This window comes from Duganella sp. (assembly GCF_039595735.1).
Taxonomy (GTDB): domain Bacteria; phylum Pseudomonadota; class Gammaproteobacteria; order Burkholderiales; family Burkholderiaceae_D; genus Rugamonas.
In genome coordinates this window covers 423,483-449,798 of the sequence record NZ_JBCNLB010000003.1, presented here as the reverse complement: position 1 = coordinate 449,798, position 26,316 = coordinate 423,483, and the positions used below count along the sequence as shown (strand labels likewise).

The 26,316-nt window shown below is 63.4% G+C and carries 23 protein-coding genes, 5 tRNA genes and 3 pseudogenes; 21 read left to right on the top strand and 10 right to left on the bottom strand.

Features of this window, described 5'->3' with window-relative positions; genetic code table 11:
• Nucleotides 1-21: 21 nt before the first annotated feature.
• From ABDW57_RS09435 to ABDW57_RS09345, 19 genes and pseudogenes are all read left to right on the top strand, one after another.
• Nucleotides 22-303 (top strand): sigma-E factor negative regulatory protein, encoded by a 282-nt coding sequence (locus ABDW57_RS09435; RefSeq protein ID WP_343729943.1) that lies wholly within the window; start codon nt 22-24, stop codon nt 301-303.
• A 213-nt stretch (nt 304-516) separates the two neighbouring features.
• Entirely contained in the window at nt 517-1,926 is a 1,410-nt protein-coding gene (locus ABDW57_RS09430; protein ID WP_343729942.1) for a DegQ family serine endoprotease, read from the top strand.
• A gap of 77 nt (nt 1,927-2,003) precedes the next feature.
• The gene (locus ABDW57_RS09425; protein WP_343729941.1) at nt 2,004-2,246 is read left to right on the top strand and encodes a glutaredoxin family protein; all 243 of its coding nucleotides are present in this window, start codon (nt 2,004-2,006) and stop codon (nt 2,244-2,246) included.
• Between the two features lie 142 nt (nt 2,247-2,388).
• Nucleotides 2,389-4,182, top strand: coding sequence for a translation elongation factor 4 (gene lepA, locus ABDW57_RS09420; RefSeq protein ID WP_343729940.1), 1,794 nt, complete (start codon nt 2,389-2,391; stop codon nt 4,180-4,182).
• Nucleotides 4,179-5,096 carry a signal peptidase I gene (gene lepB, locus ABDW57_RS09415; RefSeq protein WP_343729939.1) on the top strand — a complete coding sequence of 306 codons (918 nt, stop codon included), beginning with the start codon at nt 4,179-4,181 and terminating at the stop codon, nt 5,094-5,096. The genes lepA and lepB overlap by 4 nt, the downstream gene beginning before the upstream one ends.
• 21 nt (nt 5,097-5,117) lie before the next feature.
• Nucleotides 5,118-5,489: a DUF4845 domain-containing protein gene (locus ABDW57_RS09410; protein WP_343729938.1), complete on the top strand. Its 372-nt coding sequence runs from the start codon at nt 5,118-5,120 to the stop codon at nt 5,487-5,489.
• Between the two features lie 9 nt (nt 5,490-5,498).
• Nucleotides 5,499-6,287, top strand: a complete 789-nt coding sequence (gene rnc / locus ABDW57_RS09405; RefSeq protein WP_343729937.1) for a ribonuclease III — start codon at nt 5,499-5,501, stop codon at nt 6,285-6,287.
• A gap of 12 nt (nt 6,288-6,299) precedes the next feature.
• Nucleotides 6,300-7,205, top strand: a complete 906-nt coding sequence (era, locus tag ABDW57_RS09400; protein WP_343729936.1) for a GTPase Era — start codon at nt 6,300-6,302, stop codon at nt 7,203-7,205.
• A gap of 12 nt (nt 7,206-7,217) precedes the next feature.
• Nucleotides 7,218-8,045, top strand: a complete 828-nt coding sequence (gene recO, locus ABDW57_RS09395; RefSeq protein ID WP_343729935.1) for a DNA repair protein RecO — start codon at nt 7,218-7,220, stop codon at nt 8,043-8,045.
• A 13-nt stretch (nt 8,046-8,058) separates the two neighbouring features.
• Nucleotides 8,059-8,820, top strand: a complete 762-nt coding sequence (pdxJ, locus tag ABDW57_RS09390) for a pyridoxine 5'-phosphate synthase (protein ID WP_343729934.1) — start codon at nt 8,059-8,061, stop codon at nt 8,818-8,820.
• On the top strand, nt 8,817-9,212 hold the full coding sequence (acpS, locus tag ABDW57_RS09385) for a holo-ACP synthase (RefSeq protein WP_343729933.1): 396 nt from the start codon (nt 8,817-8,819) through the stop codon (nt 9,210-9,212). Before pdxJ ends, acpS begins: the two co-directional genes overlap by 4 nt.
• A complete protein-coding gene (gene uvrC, locus ABDW57_RS09380; protein WP_343729932.1) occupies nt 9,209-11,062 on the top strand; it encodes an excinuclease ABC subunit UvrC in 1,854 nt (617 codons plus the stop codon). The genes acpS and uvrC overlap by 4 nt, the downstream gene beginning before the upstream one ends.
• Nucleotides 11,063-11,158: 96 nt before the next feature.
• On the top strand, nt 11,159-11,740 hold the full coding sequence (pgsA, locus tag ABDW57_RS09375; protein WP_343729931.1) for a CDP-diacylglycerol--glycerol-3-phosphate 3-phosphatidyltransferase: 582 nt from the start codon (nt 11,159-11,161) through the stop codon (nt 11,738-11,740).
• An 86-nt stretch (nt 11,741-11,826) separates the two neighbouring features.
• A tRNA-Gly gene (locus ABDW57_RS09370) sits at nt 11,827-11,902 on the top strand.
• Between the two features lie 70 nt (nt 11,903-11,972).
• Nucleotides 11,973-12,048: transfer RNA gene (locus tag ABDW57_RS09365), tRNA-Gly, on the top strand.
• Between the two features lie 46 nt (nt 12,049-12,094).
• Nucleotides 12,095-12,170: transfer RNA gene (locus ABDW57_RS09360), tRNA-Gly, on the top strand.
• A gap of 55 nt (nt 12,171-12,225) precedes the next feature.
• A tRNA-Cys gene (locus ABDW57_RS09355) sits at nt 12,226-12,299 on the top strand.
• Nucleotides 12,300-12,309: 10 nt separating this feature from the next.
• Nucleotides 12,310-12,385 (top strand) — tRNA-Gly (locus ABDW57_RS09350).
• Between the two features lie 88 nt (nt 12,386-12,473).
• A pseudogene (locus tag ABDW57_RS09345) lies at nt 12,474-12,865 on the top strand (reverse transcriptase domain-containing protein); the annotation flags it as partial.
• A gap of 278 nt (nt 12,866-13,143) precedes the next feature.
• Here ABDW57_RS09345 and ABDW57_RS09340 read toward each other — a convergent pair.
• The 9 genes from ABDW57_RS09340 to ABDW57_RS09300 form a co-directional block, all read right to left on the bottom strand.
• Entirely contained in the window at nt 13,144-13,500 is a 357-nt protein-coding gene (locus ABDW57_RS09340) for a hypothetical protein (RefSeq protein ID WP_343729930.1), read from the bottom strand.
• Nucleotides 13,501-13,636: 136 nt separating this feature from the next.
• A complete protein-coding gene (locus tag ABDW57_RS09335) occupies nt 13,637-13,960 on the bottom strand; it encodes a hypothetical protein (protein ID WP_343729929.1) in 324 nt (107 codons plus the stop codon).
• Nucleotides 13,961-13,964: 4 nt separating this feature from the next.
• Complete coding sequence (locus ABDW57_RS09330; RefSeq protein ID WP_343729928.1) at nt 13,965-14,879, bottom strand: VirK/YbjX family protein; 915 nt, start codon at nt 14,877-14,879, stop codon at nt 13,965-13,967.
• A gap of 101 nt (nt 14,880-14,980) precedes the next feature.
• Nucleotides 14,981-16,042, bottom strand: coding sequence for an ATP-binding protein (locus ABDW57_RS09325; RefSeq protein ID WP_343729927.1), 1,062 nt, complete (start codon nt 16,040-16,042; stop codon nt 14,981-14,983).
• A complete protein-coding gene (locus ABDW57_RS09320; protein ID WP_343729926.1) occupies nt 16,039-16,776 on the bottom strand; it encodes a response regulator in 738 nt (245 codons plus the stop codon). Before ABDW57_RS09320 ends, ABDW57_RS09325 begins: the two co-directional genes overlap by 4 nt.
• A 17-nt stretch (nt 16,777-16,793) precedes the next feature.
• Complete coding sequence (locus tag ABDW57_RS09315) at nt 16,794-18,167, bottom strand: efflux transporter outer membrane subunit (RefSeq protein ID WP_343729925.1); 1,374 nt, start codon at nt 18,165-18,167, stop codon at nt 16,794-16,796.
• Entirely contained in the window at nt 18,157-21,279 is a 3,123-nt protein-coding gene (locus tag ABDW57_RS09310) for a multidrug efflux RND transporter permease subunit (RefSeq protein WP_343729924.1), read from the bottom strand. Before ABDW57_RS09310 ends, ABDW57_RS09315 begins: the two co-directional genes overlap by 11 nt.
• A 12-nt stretch (nt 21,280-21,291) precedes the next feature.
• Nucleotides 21,292-22,416 (bottom strand): efflux RND transporter periplasmic adaptor subunit, encoded by a 1,125-nt coding sequence (locus tag ABDW57_RS09305; protein WP_343729923.1) that lies wholly within the window; start codon nt 22,414-22,416, stop codon nt 21,292-21,294.
• Nucleotides 22,417-22,538: 122 nt separating this feature from the next.
• A complete protein-coding gene (locus ABDW57_RS09300; RefSeq protein WP_343729922.1) occupies nt 22,539-23,714 on the bottom strand; it encodes a methyltransferase domain-containing protein in 1,176 nt (391 codons plus the stop codon).
• A 128-nt stretch (nt 23,715-23,842) separates the two neighbouring features.
• Between ABDW57_RS09300 and ABDW57_RS09295 the strand changes: the two are divergent.
• Nucleotides 23,843-24,788 (top strand): annotated as a pseudogene (locus tag ABDW57_RS09295) (chromate resistance protein ChrB domain-containing protein).
• Nucleotides 24,789-24,801: 13 nt separating this feature from the next.
• Nucleotides 24,802-25,958 (top strand): annotated as a pseudogene (locus tag ABDW57_RS09290) (chromate transporter).
• A 15-nt stretch (nt 25,959-25,973) separates the two neighbouring features.
• Here the strand turns inward: ABDW57_RS09290 and ABDW57_RS09285 are convergent.
• Complete coding sequence (locus ABDW57_RS09285; protein ID WP_343729921.1) at nt 25,974-26,264, bottom strand: hypothetical protein; 291 nt, start codon at nt 26,262-26,264, stop codon at nt 25,974-25,976.
• Nucleotides 26,265-26,316 lie beyond the last annotated feature (52 nt).

The following is a 26,316-nucleotide window of genomic DNA, read 5'->3' as shown; positions in this document are numbered from 1 at the left end:
TTTGATATGGCGGGACAGGCAATGGATACCCCACAAAGACTGCACGAACACATCTCGGCGCTGGCGGACGGTGAATTGTCGGACAGCGAGCGCGAGCTGGCCTTTGCCGCGCTGGCCACGCCGGAGGGGCAGGCCGCCTGGCGCGCCTACCATCTGACAGGCGACGTGCTGCGCAACACGCCCGGCGCCGCGCCGGGTCCGGGCTTCAGCGCCCGGCTGGCGGCCGCGCTGGCGGCGGAGCCGGCTTATCCGCTGGCGCCGGCGCCTCTTGAAGTAGCGCCAACTGCCATCATAATTCCTTAAGCGCATACCCTTATCATCAAGACGCGCATCCGGTATGGCGACTTTTCGCTTACCATGTGCTAGCCTCACGTCGCGCACTGCCGCGTTGACGGGGGAGCGCTTGCATCCCGAACTTTATAGAGATCGATACTTTCCATGAAAAATAACTTCTCTGCTGGTAGTAAAACTCTGTCCGCGCTGGTCCTCGGCGCAAGCTTATGGATGTCTCTGGGCATGTCGCCGGCCACGGCCGCCACTGCGGTCACCGGCGCCGTCATCGGCCTGCCGGACTTTGCCGACCTGGTCGACCGCGTCGGCCCGGCGGTGGTGAATATCCGCACCACCGAGCGCCCCAAGCAAATCAGTCGTGGCAACGGCCTGCCGGGCGATGACGACATGCAGGAACTGCTGCGCCGCTTCTTTGGCGGCCAGATGCCCGGCCCGCAAGGCCGCGGCCAGCGCCGCCCGGCGCCCTCCGACGAGCCGGTGAACCGCGGCGTCGGCTCCGGCTTCATCCTGTCGGCCGACGGCTATGTGCTGACCAATGCCCATGTGGTCGATGGCGCCGACGAGGTATTCGTCACCCTGACCGACAAGCGCGAATTCAAGGCCAAGGTGCTGGGCGCCGACACCCGCACCGACGTGGCCCTGCTGAAAATCGAAGGCGACAAGCTGCCATTCCTGCTGATGGGCGATTCGGACAAGATCCGCGCCGGCGAATGGGTGATTGCGATCGGCTCGCCGTTCAACCTGGAAAACACCGTCACGGCCGGCATCATCTCGGCCAAGGCGCGCGACACCGGCGAATACCTGCCGCTGATCCAGTCGGACGTGGCGGTCAACCCTGGCAACTCGGGCGGCCCGCTGATCAATATGCGTGGCGAGGTGATCGGCATCAACTCGCAGATCGCCACCCTGTCGGGCGGCTCCAACGGCATTTCGTTTGCGGTGCCGATCAATGAAGCGATCCGCGTGTCGGACCAGCTGAAAAAGAATGGCAAGGTCACCCGCGGGCGCATCGGCGTGCAGATTGGCGAAGTCAGCAAGGAAGTGGCTGAATCGCTGGGCCTGAAGTCGGCCCAGGGCGCCGAAGTGTCGCTGGTGGAGCCGGGCGGTCCTGCCGACAAGGCCGGCATCAAGGCCGGCGACATCATCCTCAAGTTCAACGGCAAGCCGGTCAACCGTTCCAGCGATCTGCCGCGCCTGGTGGGCGAGAGCGCGCTGGAAAGCAAGGCCACCGTCACCGTGTGGCGCAAAGGTGCCGAGCTGACCCTGCCGGTAACGGTGGCGGAGCTGGATGGCGAGAAAACCGCCAAGGGCGCGAAAGGCAAGGGCGGCAAGGCGGAACCGGCCGAGCCGGCCAAGGCCAATGCGCTGGGCCTGAAGGTCGACGATCTGAGCGCGGCGCAGAAGGCCGAGCTGAAGGTCAATGGCGGCGTGGTGGTGACCGACGTCGACGGCGTGGCCGAGCGTGCCGGGCTGAACGAGGGCGATGTGTTGCTGCAGCTGAACAACACGGACATCAAGGATGCCAAGCAGTTCAACGCGGCCGTGGCCAAGCTGGATCCGAAGCGGCCGTCGGTGATTCTGGTGCTGCGTGATGGCAACACCCGCTACTTCTCGCTGCGCCCCAGCGTGAAATAAGCAGGCGCCGCTCCGGCGCAGGCCGGACGGTAACGCTTGCTCAGCATGGGTCCCGGCGTGCGCCGGGACGACAGCTTATGCAATTCACACTTTATTCCCGCGATTATTGTCATTTGTGCCACGATATGCTCGATGCGCTGCTGCGGCTGCAAACGCCGCAGCGGCCGTTCACCGTCAACGTGATCGACATCGACCAGGCCGGCGACCCGGAACTGCTGGCCAAATACGATGAATTGGTGCCGGTTCTGTTTGCCGATCTGTCGCAGCCGGAACTGTGCCACTACTTTCTGGACGAAGCCAAAGTACTTCAGCTGCTATAAATCGGGCTTTCCACTCTGAAATCCGGTAAAATGCCGGGGCAAAGCATATTTCCACAAGGCGCTCGCCAGGGCATCGCCCCGTTCGGAGCGCTTTTTTGTATTGTGCGCCCGTCGTGTCAAACCCGTTTTTGAATTTTTGTTAATGAATAACATACGTAACTTCTCCATCATCGCTCACATCGACCACGGCAAATCGACGCTGGCAGACCGCATCATCCAGCTGTGCGGCGGCCTGTCGGACCGCGAGATGGAAGCGCAAGTGCTCGATTCGATGGACCTGGAGCGCGAACGCGGCATTACGATCAAAGCGCAAACCGCCGCCCTGCAATACAAGGCCCGCGACGGCGTGGTCTACAACCTGAACCTGATCGACACCCCCGGCCACGTCGACTTCTCCTATGAAGTGTCGCGCTCGCTGTCGGCCTGCGAAGGCGCGCTGCTGGTGGTCGATGCCTCGCAAGGCGTGGAAGCCCAGACCGTGGCCAACTGCTACACCGCGCTGGACCTGGGCGTGGAAGTGGTGCCGGTGCTGAACAAGATCGACCTGCCCAACGCCGATCCGCCAAGCGCCATCAAGGAAATCGAAGACGTGATCGGCATCGAGGCCGGCGACGCCGTCCAATGCTCGGCCAAGACCGGCCTCGGCGTGGAAGACGTGCTGGAATCCATCATTGCCAAGGTGCCGCCGCCAAAAGGCGATTCCAGCGCGCCGCTGCAGGCGCTGATCATCGACTCCTGGTACGACGCCTACGTCGGCGTGGTGATGCTGGTGCGCGTGGTCAACGGCACCCTGAAACCGAAGGACAAGATCAAGCTGATGGCCACCGACTCGGTGCAGCTGGTGGAAGACATCGGCATCTTCTCGCCGCGCTCGGTCTCGCTGCCGCAGCTGACCGCCGGCCAGGTGGGCTTTGTGATTGCCGGCATCAAGGAACTGAAAGCCGCGCGCGTGGGCGACACCATCACCCTGGCGTCGGCCCCGGCGCCGGAGCCGCTGCCGGGCTTCAAGGAAGTGCAGCCGCAGGTGTTTGCCGGCCTGTTCCCGGTCGAGGCCAACCAGTACGACTCGCTGCGCGACGCGCTGGAAAAACTGAAGCTGAACGACGCCGCCCTGATGTACGAGCCGGAAGTGTCGCAGGCGCTGGGCTTCGGCTTCCGCTGCGGCTTCCTTGGCCTGCTGCACATGGAAATCGTGCAGGAACGCCTGGAGCGCGAATTCGACCAGGACCTGATCACCACCGCGCCGACCGTGGTGTACGAGGTCGAGATGCGCGACGGTTCCGTGATCAAGGTGGACAACCCGTCGCGCATGCCGGAAACCACCAAGATCAACGAGATCCGCGAACCGATCGTCACCGTCAACCTGTACATGCCGCAGGAGTATGTCGGTTCGGTGATTACCCTGTGTATCGCCAAGCGCGGCGTGCAGATGGACATGAGCTACCACGGCCGCCAGGTCAAGCTGATCTACGAAATGCCGATGGGCGAGATCGTGCTGGACTTCTTCGACAAGCTGAAGTCCACCTCGCGCGGTTACGCCTCCATGGACTACGAGTTCAAGGAATACCGCGCCTCGGACGTGGTCAAGGTCGACATGCTGATCAACGGCGACAAGGTCGACGCGCTGGCCATCATCGTGCACCGCTCCAACTCGGCCTACCGCGGCCGTCAGGTGGCGGCCAAGATGCGCGAGCTGATCCCGCGCCAGATGTTTGACGTGGCCATCCAGGCCGCGATCGGCGTCAACGTGATTTCGCGTGAAAACGTCAAGGCGCTGCGCAAGAACGTGCTGGCCAAGTGCTATGGTGGTGACGTCAGCCGCAAGAAGAAACTGCTGGAAAAACAAAAAGCCGGTAAAAAACGCATGAAGCAAGTGGGCTCGGTCGAGATTCCACAAGAAGCGTTCCTGGCCATCTTACAAGTGGACGAGAAATGAGCCTGCAAGTCATCCTGGGTAACTTTGCATTAATCCTGTTCGTGCTGATGGTGATCACCGGCGTGATCTGGTTCCTGGACGTGTTTTACCTGGCCAAGCAGCGGCGTGCCGCCGCCAACCGCGCGCTGGCCGAGTATGACGCCCGTGCCGCCAAGGCCACCGCCGACGGCATCAAGCTGGACAACCAGGGCAAGCGCGCCGAGCTGGAGGCCGGCATCTTGCGTCAGCCGACCTGGATCGAGTATTCGGGCAGCTTCTTCCCGGTGATCGCGCTGGTGTTCTTCCTGCGCTCGTTCCTGTACGAGCCGTTCAAGATCCCGTCGTCGTCGATGGTGCCGACCCTGCTGGTGGGCGACCTGATCCTGGTGAACAAGTTCACCTACGGCATCCGCCTGCCGGTGATCAACAAGAAAATCGTCCAGATCAACGACCCGCAGCGCGGCGACGTGATGGTGTTCAAATATCCGATGGACATGAGCCAGGATTACATCAAGCGCGTGATCGGCGTGCCGGGTGATAAAATCACGTATGAAAACAAGCGCTTAACCGTCAACGGCGTGGAAGTGAAGTACGCCCCGCTGGCCGATTACCTGGGTGAGGAGCGCATGGTTTACAACAAGCAATTCGAGGAAAACCTGAGCGGCGTCAGCCACCGGATCCTGAATGATGAAGGTAAGCCGACCTACACCCGCGAGAGCGTGTTCCCGTTCCCGCACAGCGAGAATTGCCAGTACCGCTATGAAGGCTTTACTTGCGTGGTTCCAGCAGGCAACTACTTCATGATGGGCGACAACCGCGATAACAGCCTGGACAGCCGCTACTGGGGCTTCGTTCCGGACAAGAACATTGTTGGAAAAGCATTTTTCGTTTGGATGAATCTGGGTAACCTGCGCCGCATTGGCAGCATCCGGTAATCTGCCTCGAAAGGGACTAAGATGCAAAAACGGCAGCAGGGTATTTCGCTGGTGGGGCTGGTGCTGGTACTGGCGCTGTTGGGCATGCTGTTGGTGCTGGGGCTGAAAATCGTCCCCACCTACACCGAGTACCGCGCGATCCAGAACGCCATCGTCACGGCCAAGGCCGCCGGCGGTTCGGTGGCCGACATCCAGAAATCCTTCGACGCCAGCGCCACGGCCAGCTACATCAGTTCCATCAATGGCCGCGACCTGATCATTGAAAAGGTCAACAACGAAACGGAAATCAGTTTCGCCTACGAAAAGAAAATCCCGCTGGTCGGACCGGCCAGCCTCTTGCTTGAATATGAAGGCTCCACCGCCAAAGGTGGCGCCAAACCCGCGAAAGAATAAAGAATCATAATGAATCTCCAGTTATTGCAAACTCGTTTAGGTTACACGTTCCAGGATGCTGGTCTTTTGCAGCAGGCCCTGACGCACCGTAGCCATAGCAGTGTGCATAACGAACGGCTGGAGTTTCTGGGCGATTCGATACTCAACTGCGTGGTGGCCTCCATCCTGTACGACCGCTACCTGGAAATCGACGAGGGCGACCTGTCGCGCCTGCGCGCCAACCTGGTCAAGCAGCAGTCGCTGTTTGAAATCGCGCAAAAGCTGGAGCTGTCGCAGTTTCTGCGGCTGGGCGAGGGCGAGCTGAAATCGGGCGGCTTCCGCCGTCCTTCCATCCTGGCCGACACGCTGGAGGCGCTGCTGGGCGCCATCTACCTCGACGGCGGCTTCAACCCGGCGCGCGACGTGATCCGCTCGTTCTACATCCCCATCCTGGATACGGTCGATCCGCAAACGCTGGGCAAGGACGCCAAGACCTTGCTGCAGGAATTCCTGCAATCGAAAAAGATCTCGCTGCCGCAGTACAACGTGATTGCCACCCACGGGGCCGCCCACAGCCAGGAATTTGAAATTGAATGCCTGGTGCCCAAGCTGGGCATCCAGGTGTTTGGCCGCGGCGGCAGCCGCCGTGCCGGCGAGCAGGCCGCGGCCAAGCTGGCGCTGGAAGTGGCGGAAGAAGCGCTGAAGAAAGCGCCGGCGGCCGCCCGCAAGTCCAAGCCGCGCGCCGCCCAGCTCAAGCTGGCCGGCATCGCCACCGTGCAGGAACAGCCTGCGCCGTCGGCCAAGGCAGCAAACAAATAAGACGAGAACATCATGACCACCGAACAGACCTCCGCCAGCAACTTCCGTTGCGGCTACATCGCTATTGTGGGCCGCCCCAACGTCGGCAAGTCCACGCTGATGAACACGCTGATTGGCGCCAAGGTCAGCATCACCTCGCGCAAGGCGCAGACCACGCGCCACCGCATCACCGGCATCCAGACCTATGACGACGCCCAGTTCATCTACGTCGATACGCCAGGCTTCCAGACCCGCCACGCCAATGCGCTGAACAAGACGCTGAACAAGACCGTCACCAACACCCTGATTTCGTCGGACCTGATCCTGTTCGTGATCGAGGCCGGCACCTTCGGCCCGGCCGACCAGCAGGTGCTGGATCTGCTGCCGACCGAAGTGCCGGTGATTTTGGTGATCAACAAGTCGGACCGCACCAAGGACAAGGCCACGCTGATGCCGTTCGCGCAGCAGGTGGCGTCCAAGTTCAACTTCGCGGCCATCGTGCCGGTATCGGCCAAGCTGCGCTTCCAGCTGGAAGGTCTGGAAAAGGAACTGAAGCGCTTCCTGCCGGAGAACGAAGCCATCTTCGGCCCGGATGACATCACCGACCGCAGCGAAAAATTCATGGCTTCGGAAATCGTGCGCGAGAAGCTGTTCCGCTTCGTTGGCGACGAGCTGCCTTACACCAGCACGGTGCTGATCGAGAAGTTCGAGCAGGAGGGCGATCTGCGCCGCATCTTTGCCGCCATCCTGGTGGAGCGCGATTCGCACAAGTCCATGATCATCGGGAACAAGGGCGCGCGCCTGAAGGAAGTGTCCACGCAGGCGCGCCAGGACATGGAAAAACTGTTCGGCGGCCCGGTCTACCTGGAGATCTGGGTCAAGGTCAAATCCGGCTGGGCCGATAACGAAGCGGGCCTGCGCGCTTACGGCTACGAGTAATCCATCACCAGCATGTCCACCACGCCAGACACCACCCTGGACGCGCCGCCCGCAGCGGCGCCGGTGGACGCTGGCGTACCTGCGGCACCTGCCAGGCGTGCGCGCGCACCCAGCCGCGAGCGCACCATCGGCACCAAGGTCGCCGGCCAGCCGGCCTTCGTCCTGCACAGCTATCCCTACAAAGAAACCAGCCTGATTATCGACCTGTTCACGCGCGACTTCGGCCGCGTGGCCTTGATCGCCAAGGGCGCCAAACGGCCGCACTCGCAACTGCGCGGCGTGCTGCAAACCTTCCAGCCCTTGTCGAGCAGCTGGGTCGGCAAATCCGAACTGCGCACGCTGACTGACGCCGAATGGGTGGGGGGCATGCTGCCGCTGGAGAAAACCGCGCTGCTGTGCGGCTTCTACCTGAACGAACTGCTGGTCAAGCTGCTGGCGCGTGACGACGCCCACCCGGCCTTGTTCGACCACTACGTCTCCACCCTCAACCAGCTGGCCCACAACGAGCCTGCGCCCATCGTCTTGAGAAAGTTCGAACGGGCCTTACTTAAAGAGACGGGCGTCGCCGCCGACCTGACCCGCTGCGTGGAAACGCGCCGCGCCGTACAATCGGATGTGCTCTACGTGGTTGATCCCGAGCGCGGTCCACGGCCCGAGCGCGCCTCCGATCCGTGGCCGCGCGTGGCCGGCAAAACCCTGCTCGACATGGAGTGCGAAAATTACGAGGACATCGCCACCCAAGTGCAAAGCAAGCAGCTGATGCGCTTCCTGGTCGCGCACCACCTGAACGGCGCACCACTGAACACCCGCCAGATCCTGATCGATCTGTCACAGTTATAACGAGAATAGAACAATGAGCTTCCTGCAACCATCCGGCACCATCATCGACCTTGGCGTGAACATCGACCACGTCGCCACCTTGCGCAACGCGCGCGGCACTCAATACCCGGACCCGATCCGCGCCGCGCTGCTGGCCGAGCAGGCCGGTGCCGACTGCATCACGCTGCACCTGCGTGAAGACCGCCGCCACATCAAGGATGCGGACGTGATCGCGCTGGCGCCGCAGCTGCTGACCCGCATGAACCTGGAAGCCGCCGTGACCCAGGAGATGATCGACTTCGCCTGCAGGATCAAGCCGGCCGACGTCTGCCTGGTGCCGGAAAAACGCACCGAAGTCACCACCGAAGGCGGCCTGGATGTGGTCGGCAACTACAACGCCGTCGAGCGCGCCGTAAAGCAGTTGCAGGCCGAAGGCATCCGCGTGTCGCTGTTCATCGACGCCGAGGCGGCGCAGATGGATGCCACCGCCGCCATCGGCGCGCCGGTGATCGAACTGCACACCGGCCGCTATGCCGACACCGAAGGCGCCGAGCAGGCGGCCGAACTGGAACGCATCCACCGCGGCGTGCTGTATGGCGTGAGCAAAGGCCTGAAGGTCAACGCCGGCCACGGCCTGCACTACACCAATGTGCAGGCGATTGCCGCCATTCCGGAAATCGCGGAACTCAACATCGGCCACGCCATCGTCGCGCACTCGGTATTCGTCGGCTGGGAAAACGCCGTGCGCGAAATGAAGGCCATCATGGTCTCGACCCGTCTGGGCGCGCGCAAATGATTTACGGGATCGGCACCGACATCTGCAAAATCCCGCGCATTGAAGCGGCGCTGGCGCGGCATGGCGACCGCTTTGCGAAGAAGATCCTCGGGCCGCAGGAGTTTGAAAAGTATTTGGCGCGCAAAGCCAGGCATCCGGTGCGCGGCATCCGTTTCGTGGCGACGCGTTTCGCGGCCAAGGAAGCCTTCTCCAAGGCCATCGGCCTGGGGATGCGCATGCCGATGACCTGGCCGGCCGCGCAGATGCTCAACGCGCCCAGCGGCAAGCCGGTGATCGTGTGCAGCGGCGTGCTGAAAGAATTCATGGAAAAGAACAGGCTGTCGGCGCAAGTCACCGTCAGCGACGAAGAAGACTACGCCGTCGCCTTCGTCATCGTGGAGCAGGAAAAGTGACAGAAGAAGTAAGCGACCCGCGTGAACAAGTATTAGCCACCGTCGCCAGGCTGCCTAACCTGCCGGGGGTGTACCGCTACTTCGACGCCGAGGACAAAGTCCTCTACGTCGGCAAGGCGCGCGACCTGAAAAAGCGCGTGTCCAGCTACTTCCAGAAAAACCTCAGCAGCCCGCGCATCGCCATGATGGTCGAGCGCATCGCGCGCCTGGAAACCACCGTCACCCACAGCGAGGCGGAAGCGCTGATCCTTGAGAATAACCTGATCAAGGCCCTGAGCCCGCGCTACAACATCCTGTTCCGCGACGATAAGTCCTACCCATACCTGAAGATCACCGGCGGCGATGCGCCGCGCATGGTCTACTACCGCGGCTCCGTCGACAAGAAAAACCAGTATTTCGGACCTTTCCCCAGCTCGTGGGCGGTCAAGGAATCGATGCAGATTCTGCAGAAGGTGTTCCAGATCCGCACCTGCGAGGAAAGCGTGTTCGCCAACCGTACCCGCCCATGCCTGCTGAACCAGATCGGCCGCTGCAGCGCGCCGTGCGTGGACCTGATCTCCAAGGAAGACTACAAGCTGGATGTGGAAAACGCCGCGCGCTTCCTGCGCGGCCGCCAGTCCGAAGTGCTGGAAGACCTGGAAAAGAAAATGCATGCCTACGCGGCCGACCTGAAATTCGAACAGGCGGCGGCGGTGCGCAACCAGATCCAGTCTTTGTCGCGCGTGCTGCATCAGCAGAGCATGGAAACCACCGGCGACGCCGATGTCGACATCATCGCCGTGCTGGTGCAGGGCGGACGCGCCTGCGTCAACCTGGCCATGGTGCGCGGCGGCCGCCACCTGGGCGACCGCGCCTACTTCCCGACCCACGTCAGCGACGCCGAGGCAATTGCCGAGGACTCGATTGAGGTGGAGGTGCTGGCCGCCTTCCTGGCCCAGCATTACGCCGACAAATTCATCCCCGGCACCCTGATCCTGAATATCGAATTCGATCACCCGGCGCTGATCCAGGCCTTGCAGGAGCAGTGCGGCCACCGCATCAACCTGATCTTCCAGCCGCAGGACCAGCGCCGCAAATGGCTGGAACTGGCGCAGAAGGGCGCTGAGATATCGCTGGCGCGGCTGCTGTCGGAGCAGGGCTCGCAGCAATCGCGCACGCGCGCACTGGTCGAGGCGCTGCAGCTGGAAGTGGAGGATCTCGACACCCTGCGCGTCGAATGCTTCGACATCTCGCACACCCAGGGCGAGGCCACCCAGGCCTCGTGCGTGGTGTTCCATCACCACCAGATGCAGAACGGCGAATACCGCCGCTACAACATCAACGACATCACCCCGGGCGACGATTACGCCGCCATGCGGCAGGTGCTGTACCGCCGCTACGAAAAAGTCGCCAACGGCGACGGCGTCATGCCGGACGTGGTGCTGATCGACGGCGGCAAGGGCCAGATCGAAATGGCGCGCCAGGTGTTTGCCGAGCTGGGGCTGGACATCAGCCTGATCGTCGGGGTGGCCAAAGGGGAAGGGCGGCGCGTCGGCCTGGAGACGCTGATGTTCGTCGACGGCCGGCCGTCGCAGGAGCTGGGCAAGGAATCGGCGGCGCTGATGCTGGTCGCGCAGATTCGCGACGAAGCCCACCGCTTCGCCATCACCGGCATGCGCGCCAAGCGCGCCAAGACGCGTCAGACCTCGCGCCTGGAGGAAATCGAGGGCATCGGCGCCAAGCGCCGCCAGCGCCTGCTGGCCCGCTTCGGCGGCCTGCGCGGCGTGATGAACGCCAGCGTGGAAGACCTGAAGACGGTGGAGGGCATCTCCAGCGCCCTGGCCGAGGAGATCTACAAACAGTTGCATTAAGCCCGGATGGCCTCTGCGGTGCTGGTTTAATGCGCGGGCTCAAGGTAGACTAGCGGCGCATTACACATTTTCATGGCCGCACTTTATTTCGAGCTTATGCCTTTCAATATCCCGATTCTGTTGACCTGGTTGCGCGTTGCGCTGATTCCGCTGGTGGTGGGTGTCTACTACCTGCCCACCACCGTGTTACCGGTCGCGGATCAGAACCTGGCGGCCACGCTGGTGTTCATCGTGGCGGCCGTCACCGACTGGTTTGACGGCTTCCTGGCGCGCCGCTGGAACCAGACCTCGGCCTTCGGCGCCTTTCTCGACCCGGTGGCGGACAAGCTGATGGTGGCTGGCGCCTTGCTGGTGCTGGTGCAGCTGGACCGGGCCAACGCCGTCATGTCCTTCATCATCATCGGCCGCGAGATCGCCATTTCGGCCCTGCGCGAGTGGATGGCGCAGATCGGCGCCTCGAAATCGGTGGCAGTCAGCTCGCTGGGCAAGATCAAAACCACGGCGCAAATGACCGCGATCCCGCTGTTGCTGTTCCATGATGTGCTGTGGGGCGCGCTGGACAGCCAGTTCTGGGGCGCGCGCCTGCTGGAAGTGGCGGCGGTGCTGACCGTGTGGTCGATGTTCTACTACCTGCGCCTGGCCTGGCCGCTGATCAAGGAAAAATCGGGCCAAATCTAACCGTATAAACAATATTTTCATTGAGCATTGACAGCCGCCGTAGAACCTCTATAATGCTGGCCTGTTGTTGATGACGACGAAGCAAAGCGGGAGTAGCTCAGTTGGTAGAGCGCAACCTTGCCAAGGTTGAGGTCGAGAGTTCGAGACTCTTCTCCCGCTCCAGGCGACGTCATCAAAAACAAGTAGTACTAGCAAAAACAACAGTCACCTGTTATGATGCTGGACTCGAAATGCGGGAGTAGCTCAGTTGGTAGAGCGCAACCTTGCCAAGGTTGAGGTCGAGAGTTCGAGACTCTTCTCCCGCTCCAGTTTCTCAGGAAACGAGAGCAACGTCGTAAGTGGTAAAAACTCCATGCGGGAGTAGCTCAGTTGGTAGAGCGCAACCTTGCCAAGGTTGAGGTCGAGAGTTCGAGACTCTTCTCCCGCTCCAGAATTTCGGATTGCAGCGCGTAACCAGCTGTTATCTCGTAGTAAATGTTTCCTCTGGCGAGGTAGCAAAGCGGTTATGCAGCGGCCTGCAAAGCCGTCTAGGTCGGTTCGACTCCGATCCTCGCCTCCAAAGCTCCTCAGCGGGAGTAGCTCAGTTGGTAGAGCGCAACCTTGCCAAGGTTGAGGTCGAGAGTTCGAGACTCTTCTCCCGCTCCAAAATGTAAAGGGCAGCCAATGTGGCTGCCCTTTTTGCTTTTTGGGCCTTACAAAGTTTGACCATCAGCAAGCTAGTGCGGCTGCTAACGGTGGCGAGCGCGAGCTTGGCATTCCAACGGTGACGGATCGGCTGATCCAGCAAGCACTGCTTCAGGTGCTGCAACCGATTCTTGATCCACTTTCAGTGAGCACAGCTACGGCTTCCGTCCGGGCCGGCGTGCGCAGGACGCGGTCCTTGCCGCTCGTGCGTACGTCCAGTCGGGGCGGCGGACCGTGGTGGATGTGGACTTGGCGCGGTTCTTCGACCGGGTCAACCACGACATCCTGATTGACCGCCTACGGAAACGTGTTGACGACACTGGAGTGATCCGGCTGGTTCGCGCCGATCTGAACAGCGGCAGCATGGACCATGGCGTGGTGCAGTCGCGGCACGAGGGGACGCAGCAAGGCGGCCCGCTGTCGCCGTTGCTGGCCAACGTTTTGCGCGGGCCGGCATGGCCGAGCGGTATGCCGGCCTTGGCGTTGCTGTTGTGATGTATAAAGTCGGTAATGCGACGGAACGTTTCCTGCTGCGCCTGGTTCCATAATCCGGGACAGGCCGGCGTGAGCATGCCGCCTGGTTGCGATAATGCGGGTGGCTGCGGCCAGGATTGCTTGCTGTTTGGCTTCACTTAAAGGTCGTGCCACGGTGCGCTCATTTTAGATGACTATCTACTCGTTTAAAAACAATGCTGAAAGTTCGCATGCCGATGACTCGTTCAGGGCTTGGTGTCGCCTCCCGGGGAGCGCCAGGTTTGCGTCTGGCCCATCACGCGTGAGCCAATAAAACCGTCCTTGCCCAACTGCCCACCTATGCCGAAACTGAGCGCGCAGTTGTAGTTTTCGCGGTCTTCGCGATTGCCAAGGTTGCGGATCCAGGCGTCGCGTTGCGGCTCGGCGCGGCGCAATTCTTCGCGCACGCTGCCTGTCGCGGGCTTCTCTTCGTGCGTGGCTGCCTCCAGCGTTTTGAGTGACAAACCGCTCGCGCCGCACAAGCCATTTGCGCAAGCATTCGCGTTCGGCGCTGCCCATGCGGGAAGCGCCATGCCCAAAGCAATCAGGTAAAGAATTTTCATCAAACGCCCATCGTGGTGAGTTGAATAGGATGTTTATCTTATGCGATTATATTGCAAGCGATAAAAAATGTTTGGTGTTGCTCCATATTGCCGACGATCAGGCACCATACCGCGCAAAGCCGTCTAGTTTGGGCCGCTACCTGATATGAAATGCAAGGGCGGTACACTCGCTGCGCGCCGTATCGTCTGGATAGGCCCACTGGGTGATCCGACCGGCCTTATCGTAGGAAAAGCGCCAGCGGCAATAATGCGGGCGCAGATAGGCGTATTCGATCACTGTGCGCCCGCCGTCGCTGTACTGCTTTAATGGCAGATCTAAAGGCAGATGCAGTTGCGCATTTCTTTTGCCGATAGCACTGTCCAATATCCTGTTGAAATCAGGGTATGCGGTGGTCGCACAGCCAGAAAGCGCAGCGAGTACGGTCATCATGACCGCGGAAGGCATTATTTTTTTGTTCATGTGATCACAGTTTGTTGCTCGCCGTCCGGTTCAAGCTGGTTGCCAATGCGGTTGCCAGCTGGGACAGGGCAGCGTGACGCTTGCGCGCAGCGGAGCGCCGATGGGAGGGGATGTCCTGCAGATCGGGTGGCTCGATCGGTCCGCACGCCAACTGGTAGTTGCCGTCTTGAGCAAGTTGCGCGCCGCAGGAGCGCCAGAAATCATCATAGTCGGCGTGCACTTTCCCTTGCCGCTGGGCGCTCAGGACGACCCGGTTACGATTGCTCACCAACTGCATCTGCTTGCAGCCGACCTCGTCACCTAGCGAGCGCAGCAGCTTGACCATCAGGTCCTTGGGACGCAGGCCATGTAAGTCCCGTGTCGCTGCGCGTATCAGCTCCAGGCCGCGTTCGGCGCGCGGGCCCTGCAGACAACCTATGCCGAGTTTCATGCCGTGTGCAGTCTGGATGAAGGTGAACGCGCATGTGTAGACCAGGATGTCGCCACACAGCAGGCGCAGCGTCAACTCTCCTTCCCGTTCCATGGGCTCGACAGCGCACAGCTGAAGACGATATGGCGCGCCCGATTTGCCGGCCAGGCTGGCCACTTCGCATGGCGCGGTGGCGGCTTGCAAGGTCGCCGGCCCCCAGCCTAAACGCTGGATGAAGCGGTAGTGATCAATCAGCGTCGACACGCGCTGCAGGCACGACATCGTATTGCTGTGGTACGGGCGGTAGATTTTGCCAACCAGCCGCGGACGCATTGCCACCAGATCCGAGAAGAAGACATCCGAATTCAGAAACGCGAGCCAGGCCCCGGTGGCGACAGGATGAAGCGTCGCCCGTATGCGCAACTTTGCGCCTTCACGCAACCATTTCAAACCATGAAAATTGCTACATCCAGACAAGGGGGAAATCGGCGGTACCGATATTGCATGCATTCTGTTGCTCCTGCGACCATACCAAATGCAGGAGCTTAAAATTCCTGTGTGGACAGGGAATGGCCGCAATATGGAGATTGAATGGAGCGGTGCAAGCAGGATTACTGCTGCGGGAAGCGGATTTCGAACAGCGCACCGCCCAGCGTGGAAGGACGGCAGCTCGCCTGTCCGCCGTGGGCGATGGCGATCGCCTTGACCACGGCCAGGCCCAGTCCGCTGCCGCCGGTGCCGGAGCGGGAGGGATCGCCACGCTGGAACGCGTCGAATACGTGCTGCGCCAGCGCGGCGTCGATGCCCGGCCCCTGGTCTTCAACACAGAGGCGGCAGACGCCATCGCTCACGCTGCTGCTGATGCGGACGACGCCCGGCGTGGCATGCTTGCGCACATTCTCCAGCAATGCCAGCAAGGCTTGGCGGATGCGCATGGGATCGCACATGACCTGTTCCGGTCCCAGTTGCAGCTGGAGCTGGAAACCGGCGCTGCGCAGCATCGGCTCCGCCAGGTGCAGTACGGTAAGCGCTTCGCTGGCCAGGCTGGCCTCGACGCGCAGCAGGCCCAGGTGGCCGCTGTCGGCCAACGCCACCATGCGCAGGTCTTCAATCAGCCGCCCCAGCCCTTCAACGTGCGCCAGCAGGCTCTCGAACTGGGCCTGATCCGGCACGAACACGCCTTCCGTGATGCCTTGCAGGCGGCCGCGCAAGATGGTGACAGGGGTGCGCAGCTCGTGGGCGATGGCGGCGTTCCAGAACACGCGCTCCCGCTCCATGTGCTGCAGACGTTCCGCCATCAGGTTGAAGTCGGATACCAGTTGCGCCGCTTCGCCCATGGCCTGATGATAGGGCAGGGCGCGCGCGGCCAGATTGCCCTGGGCGATCTGGCGCAGGCTTTCGGCGACGGAATTCAACGGCGCCAGAATGCGGCGTGACAGTTTGCCCGCGGCGATGACGGCAATCGCCACCGAGATGATGGTGGTTGCCACCAGCCAGTATAGTTCTTCCTTGCTGGGCCAGAGGTCATAGGGATCGTTGAACGATTCCGGTGCGGTGCGCAGCATCCACGCATACAGCGCATACGAACTGACCTGGACCAGCAGGATGACACCCAGCACCACCAGCGCCATCGACAGCGAGATCTGGCGGCTGATGCCAGCGTTCAGCTTCATGTGCCTTTTCCCAGCCGGTAGCCGACGCCGCGCACGCTCTCCAGCAGGTCGGGCGCACCGGCCGCGTCGATTTTCCGGCGCAGTTTGCTCAGGTGGCTATCGACCGTGCGCTCCAGTGCTTCGCCCTCCGGCAGGCAGGCCGTCAGCAGCTCGGCACGGGTGAACACGCGCCGCGGCGCGCGCGCCATGTGCGCCAGCAGGCGGAATTCCGTCAGGGTCAGGGCCAGCGTCTGGCGTTGACCGTGCCGGATGACGACCGCCTCGTAATGCTCCAGATCGATCTCCAGGGTGCCGGCCAGCAGCAATTTCTGCGGCGTCTGCTGCGCCTGGCCGGCGGTCCGGCGCAGCACCGCCAATACGCGCGCCACCACCTCGGCGGCGTTGAAGGGTTTGACCACATAATCGTCGGCGCCGATCCGCAGGCCGGTGAGCTTGTCGATGTCCTGGTCCATCGCGGTCAGCATGATGACGGCGGTATTGCCGCGCTGGCGGATCTGCGACAGCACGGCCCAGCCGTCGACGTGCGGCATCTGCACGTCCAGCAGCACCAGGTCGGGCTTGAGCATCAGGTGCATTTCCAGCGCGCGGCGGCCGTCGGCGGCGTGCGCCACGCGCAGGCCGGCACGGGCCAGGTAAGCCATCAGAATCTGGGCGATTTCCGATTCGTCCTCGGCCACCAGCACCAGCGCTTGCAGGTCCGGGTCGGATGCGGATGGGGCGGTGTGCGGGTTCATGGCGTCATGATACCGCATCAGTCGACCCCGCCGCCGAGCGCCTTGTACAGCCCGATGGCGGATTTGAAGTGGTCGCGGCGCAGCTCCAGCAGGGCGCTTTGGGCGCTGTACGACTGGCGCTGGGCGTCCAGCAGTTCGAGCCGGTTGTCCAGGCCGGCGCTGTAGCGCAGCGTCAGCAGACGTTCGCGCCGCGCGGCAGTCTCGACCACGCGTTGCTGGGCCACGATCTGCTGCTGGTAGCTGCGGTTGCTGTCCAGCGCGTCGTTCACTTCGCGGAACGCGCTCTGGATGGCGCGCTCATACTGCACCACAGCGATCGCCTTGCGCACTTCGGCCAGGCGCAGCTCCGCGCGCAACTGGCCGCGCTGGAAGATGGGCTGGGTGATCTGCGGCGCGAACGACCAACTGCGGTTGCTTCCCCTGAACAGGCTGCCCATGCCGGCGCTGCTGTAGCCGGCCGATGCGGTGAGCGCGATGCGCGGGAAGAAGGCGGCGCGCGCGGCGCCGATGTCGGCGTTGGCGGCGGCCAGCGTCTGCTCCGCCTGCATGATATCCGGCCTGCGGGTCAGCAGGTCCGACGGCACGCCGGCGGGCAGGGTGGTCAGCACCGGCTGCCCGGCGAGCGCGCCGCCCGGCGCCAGGTCGGCCGGAAGCGCGGTCCCCAGCAGCAGTTCTAGGTGGTTGCGTGCCAGCTGCAGCGCGCGTTCGCGCGCGTGCAGGTCCGCTTCCGCCGTCGCCACCTGGCCGGCGGCCTGGGCCACATCGAGGCCGCTGCGCTGCCGGGCGCCATGCAGGCGCTCGGTGAGCTGCAGCGACAGGCGCCAATCCTGCAGCGTGCGTTCGGTGAGGGCAGCCTGCTGTTCGGTCAGGCGCAGTTCCAGATACGCATCGGCCACGGCCGCAATCAGCGCCAGCCGCGCGGCGCGCTGGCCTTCCACCGACGCCAGGTAGCGTGCCAGCGCCGCATCGGACAGGGAACGCAGGCGGCCGAACAAGTCCAGTTCGAACGCGCTGATGCCGATGCCGGCGCTGGTCTGTTGCTGGACCGCGCCGCGCGGCGCCTCGGCCGATGACAGCCGCTGGCGCGACCCGCCGCCGCTGGCCTCCGGCACGGGCAGGCGGGCGGCGTCCTGCAACTGGTATTGGGCCTGCACGGCGGCGACGTTCAACACCGCCTCGCGCAGATCGCGATTGTTGGCCAGTGACAGCTCCACCAGTTGCTGCAGGACTGGGTCGGGCAGCATGGGCCGCCATGCCGGCATGGCGCCGGCCGCCGCGTCCGCGTGGTAGCGGTCGGCAACCGGCAGCGCCGGCGTGGCCAGCGGCGGATTCATCGAGCACGCCGTCAGGACCAGCAGGGCCGCCGAGACACTGATTAACTTACTGCCCATGCTGTTCTCCTTGACGTGGGCGCAGACGTCCCAACCGTTCCGCGCCACCGACGACGACCACGAAAAACACCGGCACAAACACGATCGCCAGCACCGTGGCCGCCACCATGCCGCCGAAGACGCCGGTGCCGATGGCGCGCTGGGTCTCGGCGCTGGCGCCGGAGGCCAGCATCAACGGCACCACGCCCAGGGTAAACGCCAGCGACGTCATCAGAATAGGGCGCAAGCGCAGGCGCGCCGCTTCGATGGCGGCCGCCGCCAGCCCCATGCCTTGCGCGTGCAGCTGGCGGGCGTATTCGATGATCAGAATCGCGTTCTTGGCCGACAGGCCGATGGTGGTGATCATGCCGACCTTGAAAAACACATCGTTGGGCATGCCGCGCACGGCCACCGCCAGCAAGGCGCCCAGCAGGCCGAGCGGCACCACCAGCATCACCGACAACGGGATGGCCCAGCTCTCGTACAGCGCCGCCAGCACCAGGAACACCACCAGCATCGACAGCGCCATCAGCAGCGGCGCCTGGACGGCCGACTCCCGTTCCTGCAGCGATTGCCCGCTCCAGGACACGGCAAAGCCGGACGGCAGCTGTTTGGCCAGCCGCTCGATTTCCTGCATCGCCGCGCCGCTGGAGACGCCCGGCGCCGCGCTGCCGCCGATGCGGGCGGCCAGGTAGCCGTCGTAGCGTAACAGTTGCAGCGGGCTTTGCTCCCACACCGGATGGACGATCTCGCGCAGCGCCACCATGGCGCCGGCGTTGTTGCGGACGCGCAGAGCCAGCACGTCGTCGACCTGCATGCGGGCCGAGGCGTCGGCCTGCACGATCACCTGCTGCATGCGGCCGGCGTTGGCGAAGTCATTGACATAGCTGGCACCGGTGGCGCCGGCCAGCATGTCGGCCACGGCGCTGAATGGCACGCCCAGCGCCTCCGCCTTGCGCCGATCGATCTCCAGCCGCACGCTGGCGCCGGACGGCAACGCATCCGGGTAGACGCCGGTCAGCAGCTGGCTGCCGGCTGCCAGGGCCAGCAACCGGTCTTGCGCCGCCTGCAGCGCCTCCCCGCCCAGGTTGGCGCGGTCCAGCAAGCGCAGCGAGAAGCCGGACGAGTTGCCCAGTTCGTCGATGGTGGGCGGCATGGTCACCATCACGGTGCCCTCGCGGGCGGCGGCCATGGCCTGTTGCGCCAGCTGGACTTCTTCCTGCGTGGTGGCGCCCTTGCGCTGCTTCCAGTCGTTCAGCATGGTGTACGCCATGCCGGCGTTGGGTCCGGAGCCGGAGAAGCTGAAGCCGATCAGTGATTGGTTCACAGCGATGCCGGGCCGGCTGGCGACGTGCTGCTCATATTGTTTGAGCACTTCCATCGTCCGCTCCATGGTTGCATCCGACGGCAGCTGGATCGAGGTCATGAAATAGCCCTGATCCTCGTCCGGCAGGAACGAGGAGGGCAGCCGGGTGTAGCCCCAGGCCACCAGCGCGACAATGACGCCATACACCGCCATCATGCGTCCGCCGCGTTGGATCAGGGCGGTGGTGCGCGCGGTGTAGCGCGCCGTCAGGCGTTCGAACCGGCGGTTGAACCAGCCGAACAAGCCGCGCTGGGCGTGGTCGTGCGCCGATACCGGCGCCAGCATGGTGGCGCACAGCGCCGGCGTCAGCGTCAGCGCCAGGAGCGCCGAGAACAGGATGGAGGTCGCCATCGCCACCGTGAACTGGCGGTAGATCACGCCGACCGAGCCGGATGCCAGCGCCATCGGGATGAAGACCGCCGTCAGCACGGCCGTGATGCCGACCACGGCGCCGCCGATCTCGCGCATGGCGCGTTGCGTGGCCGCGCGCGGCGACAGCCCTTCGGTCGCCATCAGGCGTTCCACCGCTTCGACCACCACGATGGCGTCGTCGACGATAATGCCGATGGCCAGCACCATGCCAAACATGGTGAGCACGTTGACCGAATAGCCGGCCAGCGCCATCACGGCGAGGGTGCCCAGCAGGGCGATCGGCGCGACTATCGCGGGAATGACGGTGTAGCGCACTTTTTGCAGGAACAGATACATCACCAGGAATACCAGCAGCATGGCTTCCAGCAGCGTGCTCACCACCTTCTCGATCGAGACCTTGACGAACGGCGCGGTATCGAAGGGGACGCTGTACTCCATGCCGGCCGGCATGGCGGTGGCCAGTTCGTCCATGCGGGCGCGGATCAGCGCCGCCGTCTTGACGGCATTGGCGCCGGGCGTCATCGCGACCGAGAGGCCGGAAGAGGTCTTGCCGTTTTCGCGCGTCTTGAAGGTATAGTCGTGCGACCCCAGTTCGACCCGCGCCACATCCCCCAGCGTGACGCTGGCGCCGCTGCGCTCGGCGCGCAGCACGATGGCGGCGAATTCCTCCGGCGTGCGCAACTGGCTCTGCACGGTGAGCGGGGTGGTCACGCGCTGGCCGGCAACCGACGGCGCATCGCCGATCCGGCCCGGCGCGATCTGCACGTTCTGCTGGGCGATGGCGCCGGTGACGTCGCCCATGGAGACGTTGTGCGCGACCAGCCTGGCCGGATCGACCCAGATCCGCATCGCCCGTTCGGCGCCGAACAGCTGCACGCGGCCGACGCCAGGCACGCGGCGCAGTTCCTCCACCACGTTGCGCGCCAAATAGTCGCCCAGCGCCTGTTCATTGTGGCCCTTGGTGGAATTCAGGCTGATAATCATCAGAAAGCTGGAGGAGGCCGATTCCACCGTGAGACCGCTCTGGCGCACCGCCTGCGGCAGGCGGGCTTCGACCGCTTTCAGGCGGTTCTGCACGTCCACCTGCGCCAGTTCGGGATTGGTGCCGGGCTGGAACGTCACGGTGACCGAAGCCGAACCCGAGGTATCGGCCGACGATTCGAAGTACAGCAGATTCTTCACGCCCGCCAGTTCGCGTTCGATCAGGCTGACCACCGCATCGTTCATGGTCTGCGGCGACGCGCCCGGATAGCTGGCGTAGATTGAGACGCTGGGCGGCGCCACCGACGGGAAGCGCGCTATCGGCAGCCTGCTCAGCGCGATCAGGCCAAACAGCGTGATGAAGATCGCCACCACCCACGCGAACACGGGGCGGCGGATAAAAAACTGGGACATCGGTTGTGGTCCTTATCGTTGTGCGGTGGACGCTTGCGGCTTCCACAAATGCTGTTGCGCATGCAGGCCTTCCTGCAAGCGTTCCTGGCCTTCGACCACCACCGTCTCGCCGGCACGCAGACCGCTGCGCACCAGGTATTGGTGATTGATGACTTCGCCCACGGCGACTTCGCGCTGGCTGGCCTTGCCGGTTTTATCCAGCGTCCAGACCGTCGCGTTGCCGTCGGCGCGGCGCTGCACCGCCTGCTGCGGCACCAGCAACGCCTGATCGGGATCGGCGCGGGTGATGCGGGCGCGCACGAACATCCCCGGCAGCAGCTTGCGGTCTTTGTTGTCGACCAGGATGCGGATGATGGTGTCGCCAGTGCCGGCATCGACGTTCAGGTCGGTGAACAGCAGTTTGGCTGCCGCCTGGTAAGGCTGGCCGTCGGGCGACAGGATCACCACCGTCTGGCTGGCCGCCGCGCGCAGTGCGTGCGGCGAGGCCAGCATCGAGGCCGGCTGGCGCACGTCGACATACACCTTATCGATTTGCATGATGCGCGCCATCGGGTTGGCGTCGGTCTGGCCGACCAGGGCGCCCTCGGACACCAGCTCCTGGCCGATGCGGCCGGAAATCGGCGCCTGCACGGTGGCGAAGGCCAGGTCGAGCCGTTTGCGTTCCAGTGCGGCGCGCGCCTGGGCGACGCTGGCTGCCGCCAGGTCGCGCTCGGAGACGGCGTCGTCATAGGTCTGGCGGCTGATGGCGTCCGCGCCGATCAGCGGCTGCAGGCGTTCGGCCTGGCGTTCGGCGCGCGCCAGCGTCGCCAGCGCGTGCTGCAGCGACGCGGCGGCGGCATCGAATTCCGCCTGCAGCGGCGCCGGGTCCAGCTGGAACAGCTTTTGCCCGGCCCGCACCTCGGCGCCTTGATCGAACAGCCGGCGCCGCACGATGCCGCCGACTTGCGGCCGGATGTCGGCGCTGCGATAGGCCGCGACGCGGCCGGGCAGCTCATCGTTGAGGGTGACCGGGCTGGGCTCGACCGGCAGTACGGTCACGACAGGGGGCGGCTGCTCGGCAGCCGTGTGTTCCGCGTGGCCTGAGCAAGCCGCCAAGGCGAGCGCGGCTGCCATCAATGGCCAGTACCTGAGATCCATATTTCTCCCCCGTCAAAAAAGCCACGATGTTACTGGCCAGTTTTGACGGTCTGATGGCGGGAGTGTGGAGATTATGTGGAGCAGATTAAGGAGGTGAGCGGTAGATCAAGGTAACGGTTTGTTTATCGAGGCAAGTCCGGAACTTTGTCGAGCGCGGCATGAATGCCGTTGATCACCTGTTGCGCATTGCGCGTGTTGCCCTGGTGTTTAAGCACGAACAGGCATTTGCGCGCTGGATTGTCCGCGAAGAATGGCGCCAGCCTGGCGTGTATCGCCTGTTCGACTGCGCGATCGCGCACCAGTCCGTGCGCCGCAAATTGCTGTTCCCACCATACGGGGCTGGCCCAGACCAGATGGCCGTGCATGGGCCAGCCCAGCGCGTCGCAATCAAGACGGCGGAAGAGCTGTTGTTCGCCTGCCTCCCGCCACTGGCTGACATAGGCGCCGAATACTTCGCCGAATACGTCGTCCGCGCCGAACATCGGTGAATTCAGATAAAAATAACCCTCTGCCGACACCAGCGCTGCAATGGCCCCGATGTACTGGTCGAATTTGACCGGGTTGAGATGCTCGATGATGTCCATCGCCAGCACCGCGTCGAAACGCCGCTCCAGCCGCGCCGTGAGCAGATCGGCGTACACCATGCGGTTCTTGATATTGGGGTAGGCCAGTGCAAATGCCACGTGGCTGACATCGAGTCCTACCACGTCGACGCCGGCCTCTTCAAGCTGGCTAATGACAGCGCCGGTGAAACAGCCTAGTTCCAGGCAACTGGTGGCGCCCATGCCCTGCACCAGGGCCGCCGTGATGCGCTTGTCGAGGTCGATCTTCGCACCCCATACACCAATCCCGTCGTAGTAGCGATGCTGGGCGATGGCGTTTTCCATGAAGTCGAAATCGCAGTCGCTGTCAGCTTTGAACAGAATCATCGGCACGCCATAGGGTGTAGTTTCACGCTCGTATCGTTCGGGATAGAGCTGCACCAGGTCCGGCAATTGATGTGGCGGGATCAGTTGCTTCAACATGGTCGACGTGAACTCGCTCGACGACAGCAACTCCTTTGCGGCCGCATCGATTGATTTTCCGCGTTCCAGCTGCTCCGTCAGGTTTCTGAGCCCATTTGGATCCGGCGCGCGGTCGAGGATGCCACGGTACAGCGCGTTGGCGACAGCGGCGGGTGCGAATTGTGACTGCGGCGACCGTTCGCCCGGCTCCCTACGCGACGGCAAGCGCAGGTTCAATTTTCGGGCAATCTTGCGTAGTACCGAGCGCGCGGGCGCATGAATTGAGAGATCCATTTTGATCCTGGAAGTAGGTGATGTCGCAAGAATACCATTTTGCCAATATAGAAGTCTCACGCTTTGTAACTGTAGATATCGTTACTTAATTAGCAACTAACTCTACATCATTATGCTGTGCTAAATGCATGGATATCGCCCCCTCGCCCTGGCTGCTGCTCATCGTCAGCTTGCCAACCCAAAACACCACGGCCCGGATGCGCATCTGGCGGGCGCTCAAGGCGCTTGGTTGTGGTGCGCTCAGGGATGGCGCCTACGTGCTACCCAGTCGGGAGCCGCTGCGGCAAGTCTTGGCCGATCTGGTGGCCGAGACCATCCGCGAAGGCGGCACCGCATGGCTGATGGCGACGGAGCCGCTGGCCAACGATGACGGCGAAGCGGTGCGCGCGCTGTTCGATCGCGCCGCGCTGTGGGCAGAATTCCTGCCTGTGCTGCAGGCTGCCCAGCGCTCGCTGGCGGAGCAAACCCCGCAAGACATCAACCGCAGCCTACGCAGGCTGCGCAAGGATTACACCACGCTGGCCAGCATCGATTATTTTCCCTCCCAGGCCAGTGCCGCCGGCGAAGCCGCCTGGAGCGAGTACCTGCAAGCGGCCGAAGCCCTGTTGTCGCCGGGCGAGCCGAAGACGGTCGCTGGCGAGATTCCTGGCCGCGACACGGCGCAGTACCAGCACCTGGGCCACGCGACGCCGCCTGTGGGTCGATCGCGTGGCCAGCGCCTGGCTGATCCAGCGTTTCATCGACCCCCAGGCCCGCTTCCTGTGGCTGGCGTCGCCGCAGGATTGTCCGGCGGACGCGCTTGGTTTCGACTTCGATCAGGCCGCCTTCACCCATGTCGGCCAACGCGTGACGTTCGAGGTGTTGTTGGCCAGTTTTGGACTGGAATCCGATCGCGGCCTGATGCGCCTGGGCGCGATGGTGCATGCGCTCGATATCGGCGGCGCCTACGTGCCGGAAGCGGCCGGCTTTGAAGTCATGCTGTCCGGCGCCCGCCAGCATGCGGCCGACGATGACCAACTGCTGGTGCAAATGTCCGGCGTGCTGGACGTCTTCTATCGCCACTTTTCCGCCTGACACGGAGACAATAATGCGCAACGATCCAGTCCATGATGACCACCCGGGCTACACGCTGTGGCAGATGATGTTGTACATGCTGCGCCTGGGTAGCCTGGGCTTTGGCGGTCCCGTCGCATTGGTCGGCTATATGCATCGCGACCTGGTGGAGCAGCGCGGCTGAATCAGCGAAGCCGACTACAAGGAAGGGCTGGCGCTGGCACAGCTCGCCCCCGGCCCCCTGGCGGCGCAACTGGGGATCTACCTCGGTTACGCCCATTACCGGCTGCTGGGCGCGACGCTGTCCGGGCTGGCGTTTGTGCTGCCATCCTTCCTCATGGTGGTGCTGCTGGGCTGGGCTTATATGCACTTTGGCGGCTTGCCGTGGATGCAGGCGGCGTTCTATGGCGTCGGCGCGGCGGTGATCGCCATCATTGCTTCAGCACGCGCAAGCTGGCGCTTAAAAGCCTGGGCAAGGACAGGCTGCTGTGGGGCATCTGCCTGCTGCTTGCGGTGGTCACCATCATCACCGAGTCGGAGATTGCCTGGCTTTTCATCGCGGCAGGCGTGTTCGTCTGGTGGCTGCGGGCGCCGCCGGCTTGGCTCGGCAAGGGCAGCCTGCCGGCCGTGGCGCTGGTGCAGCCGCCGGCGTTGCCGCTGATGGATGTCGGGCTGTTGACGCAGATCGCCGTGTTCTTCGCCAAGGCCGGCGCTTTCGTCTTTGGCTCCGGCCTGGCCATCGTGCCTTTCCTGTACAGCGGCGTGGTCACCGAGCACCACCGGCTGACAGAGCGCCAGTTCGTCGACGCTTTTGCCGTGGCGATGATCACGCCCGGACCGGTGGTGATCACGGTTGGCTTCATCGGCTATCTGGTGGCGGGACTGCCCGGCGCCTCAGTGGCCGCGCTGGCCACTTTCATTCCCTGCTACCTGTTCACGGTGCTGCCGGCGCCGTACTTCAAACGCTATGGCAAGCTGCCCGGCGTGGTGGCGTTTGTCGATGGCATTACCGCCGCCGCCATCGGCGCCATTGCCGGTTCGGTGGCGGTGCTGGCGCGCTGCGCGCTGATCGATATGCCAACCATCGGCATCGCCGTGGTTGCCGCCTTGTTGCTGCTGCGGTTTAAAAAGCTGCAGGAACCCATCGTGATCCTGATCGCGGCTGGCGACGGGCTATTGTTGTACTCGTAATCCTGGGCGCCGCCATTAGAAACGGTGCTGTATGCCGGCCATCACGCTGCGCTGTGTGGTGCCGAAGCCCGCTTCATCGCGCGCCAGGCTGACGAATTGTCCGTGGCTGGTTTTGGCGTAAGCGCCGACCAGATACAGGTCGGTGCGACGCGACAGTGCATAGCGTGTACGGCCTACGTGCATCACCGGAACGGCATCGGCAGACGGGGCGCCGCTCCGTTCATCCTGGTAATAGGCCGCGCCGGTCAGCGTCAGCGCCGGGGTGAGCTGGTAATTGGCGCGTGTGCGATCGAGACCGCCGCGCATTACATGGCGGTGCCGAAAAGTAAGGAAACGCTGCAGGCGGTGAAAACCGTGA

Excerpts from the sequence above, each read along its gene's own strand:
- ABDW57_RS09435 (WP_343729943.1), top strand. The coding sequence starts at position 22 with ATGGATACCCCACAAAGACTGCACGAACACATCTCGGCGCTGGCGGAC.
- pgsA (WP_343729931.1), top strand. The coding sequence starts at position 11,159 with ATGCCTTTCAATATCCCGATTCTGTTGACCTGGTTGCGCGTTGCGCTG.
- acpS (WP_343729933.1), top strand. The coding sequence starts at position 8,817 with ATGATTTACGGGATCGGCACCGACATCTGCAAAATCCCGCGCATTGAA.
- ABDW57_RS09315 (WP_343729925.1), bottom strand. The coding sequence starts at position 18,167 with ATGGGCAGTAAGTTAATCAGTGTCTCGGCGGCCCTGCTGGTCCTGACG.
- ABDW57_RS09425 (WP_343729941.1), top strand. The coding sequence starts at position 2,004 with ATGCAATTCACACTTTATTCCCGCGATTATTGTCATTTGTGCCACGAT.
- ABDW57_RS09305 (WP_343729923.1), bottom strand. The coding sequence starts at position 22,416 with ATGGATCTCAGGTACTGGCCATTGATGGCAGCCGCGCTCGCCTTGGCG.
- ABDW57_RS09340 (WP_343729930.1), bottom strand. The coding sequence starts at position 13,500 with ATGAAAATTCTTTACCTGATTGCTTTGGGCATGGCGCTTCCCGCATGG.
- ABDW57_RS09300 (WP_343729922.1), bottom strand. The coding sequence starts at position 23,714 with ATGGATCTCTCAATTCATGCGCCCGCGCGCTCGGTACTACGCAAGATT.
- era (WP_343729936.1), top strand. The coding sequence starts at position 6,300 with ATGACCACCGAACAGACCTCCGCCAGCAACTTCCGTTGCGGCTACATC.
- lepB (WP_343729939.1), top strand. The coding sequence starts at position 4,179 with ATGAGCCTGCAAGTCATCCTGGGTAACTTTGCATTAATCCTGTTCGTG.
- rnc (WP_343729937.1), top strand. The coding sequence starts at position 5,499 with ATGAATCTCCAGTTATTGCAAACTCGTTTAGGTTACACGTTCCAGGAT.
- ABDW57_RS09310 (WP_343729924.1), bottom strand. The coding sequence starts at position 21,279 with ATGTCCCAGTTTTTTATCCGCCGCCCCGTGTTCGCGTGGGTGGTGGCG.
- ABDW57_RS09325 (WP_343729927.1), bottom strand. The coding sequence starts at position 16,042 with ATGAAGCTGAACGCTGGCATCAGCCGCCAGATCTCGCTGTCGATGGCG.
- recO (WP_343729935.1), top strand. The coding sequence starts at position 7,218 with ATGTCCACCACGCCAGACACCACCCTGGACGCGCCGCCCGCAGCGGCG.
- ABDW57_RS09330 (WP_343729928.1), bottom strand. The coding sequence starts at position 14,879 with ATGCATGCAATATCGGTACCGCCGATTTCCCCCTTGTCTGGATGTAGC.
- ABDW57_RS09410 (WP_343729938.1), top strand. The coding sequence starts at position 5,118 with ATGCAAAAACGGCAGCAGGGTATTTCGCTGGTGGGGCTGGTGCTGGTA.
- ABDW57_RS09430 (WP_343729942.1), top strand. The coding sequence starts at position 517 with ATGTCGCCGGCCACGGCCGCCACTGCGGTCACCGGCGCCGTCATCGGC.
- ABDW57_RS09285 (WP_343729921.1), bottom strand. The coding sequence starts at position 26,264 with ATGCGCGGCGGTCTCGATCGCACACGCGCCAATTACCAGCTCACCCCG.
- lepA (WP_343729940.1), top strand. The coding sequence starts at position 2,389 with ATGAATAACATACGTAACTTCTCCATCATCGCTCACATCGACCACGGC.
- ABDW57_RS09335 (WP_343729929.1), bottom strand. The coding sequence starts at position 13,960 with ATGAACAAAAAAATAATGCCTTCCGCGGTCATGATGACCGTACTCGCT.
- pdxJ (WP_343729934.1), top strand. The coding sequence starts at position 8,059 with ATGAGCTTCCTGCAACCATCCGGCACCATCATCGACCTTGGCGTGAAC.
- ABDW57_RS09320 (WP_343729926.1), bottom strand. The coding sequence starts at position 16,776 with ATGAACCCGCACACCGCCCCATCCGCATCCGACCCGGACCTGCAAGCG.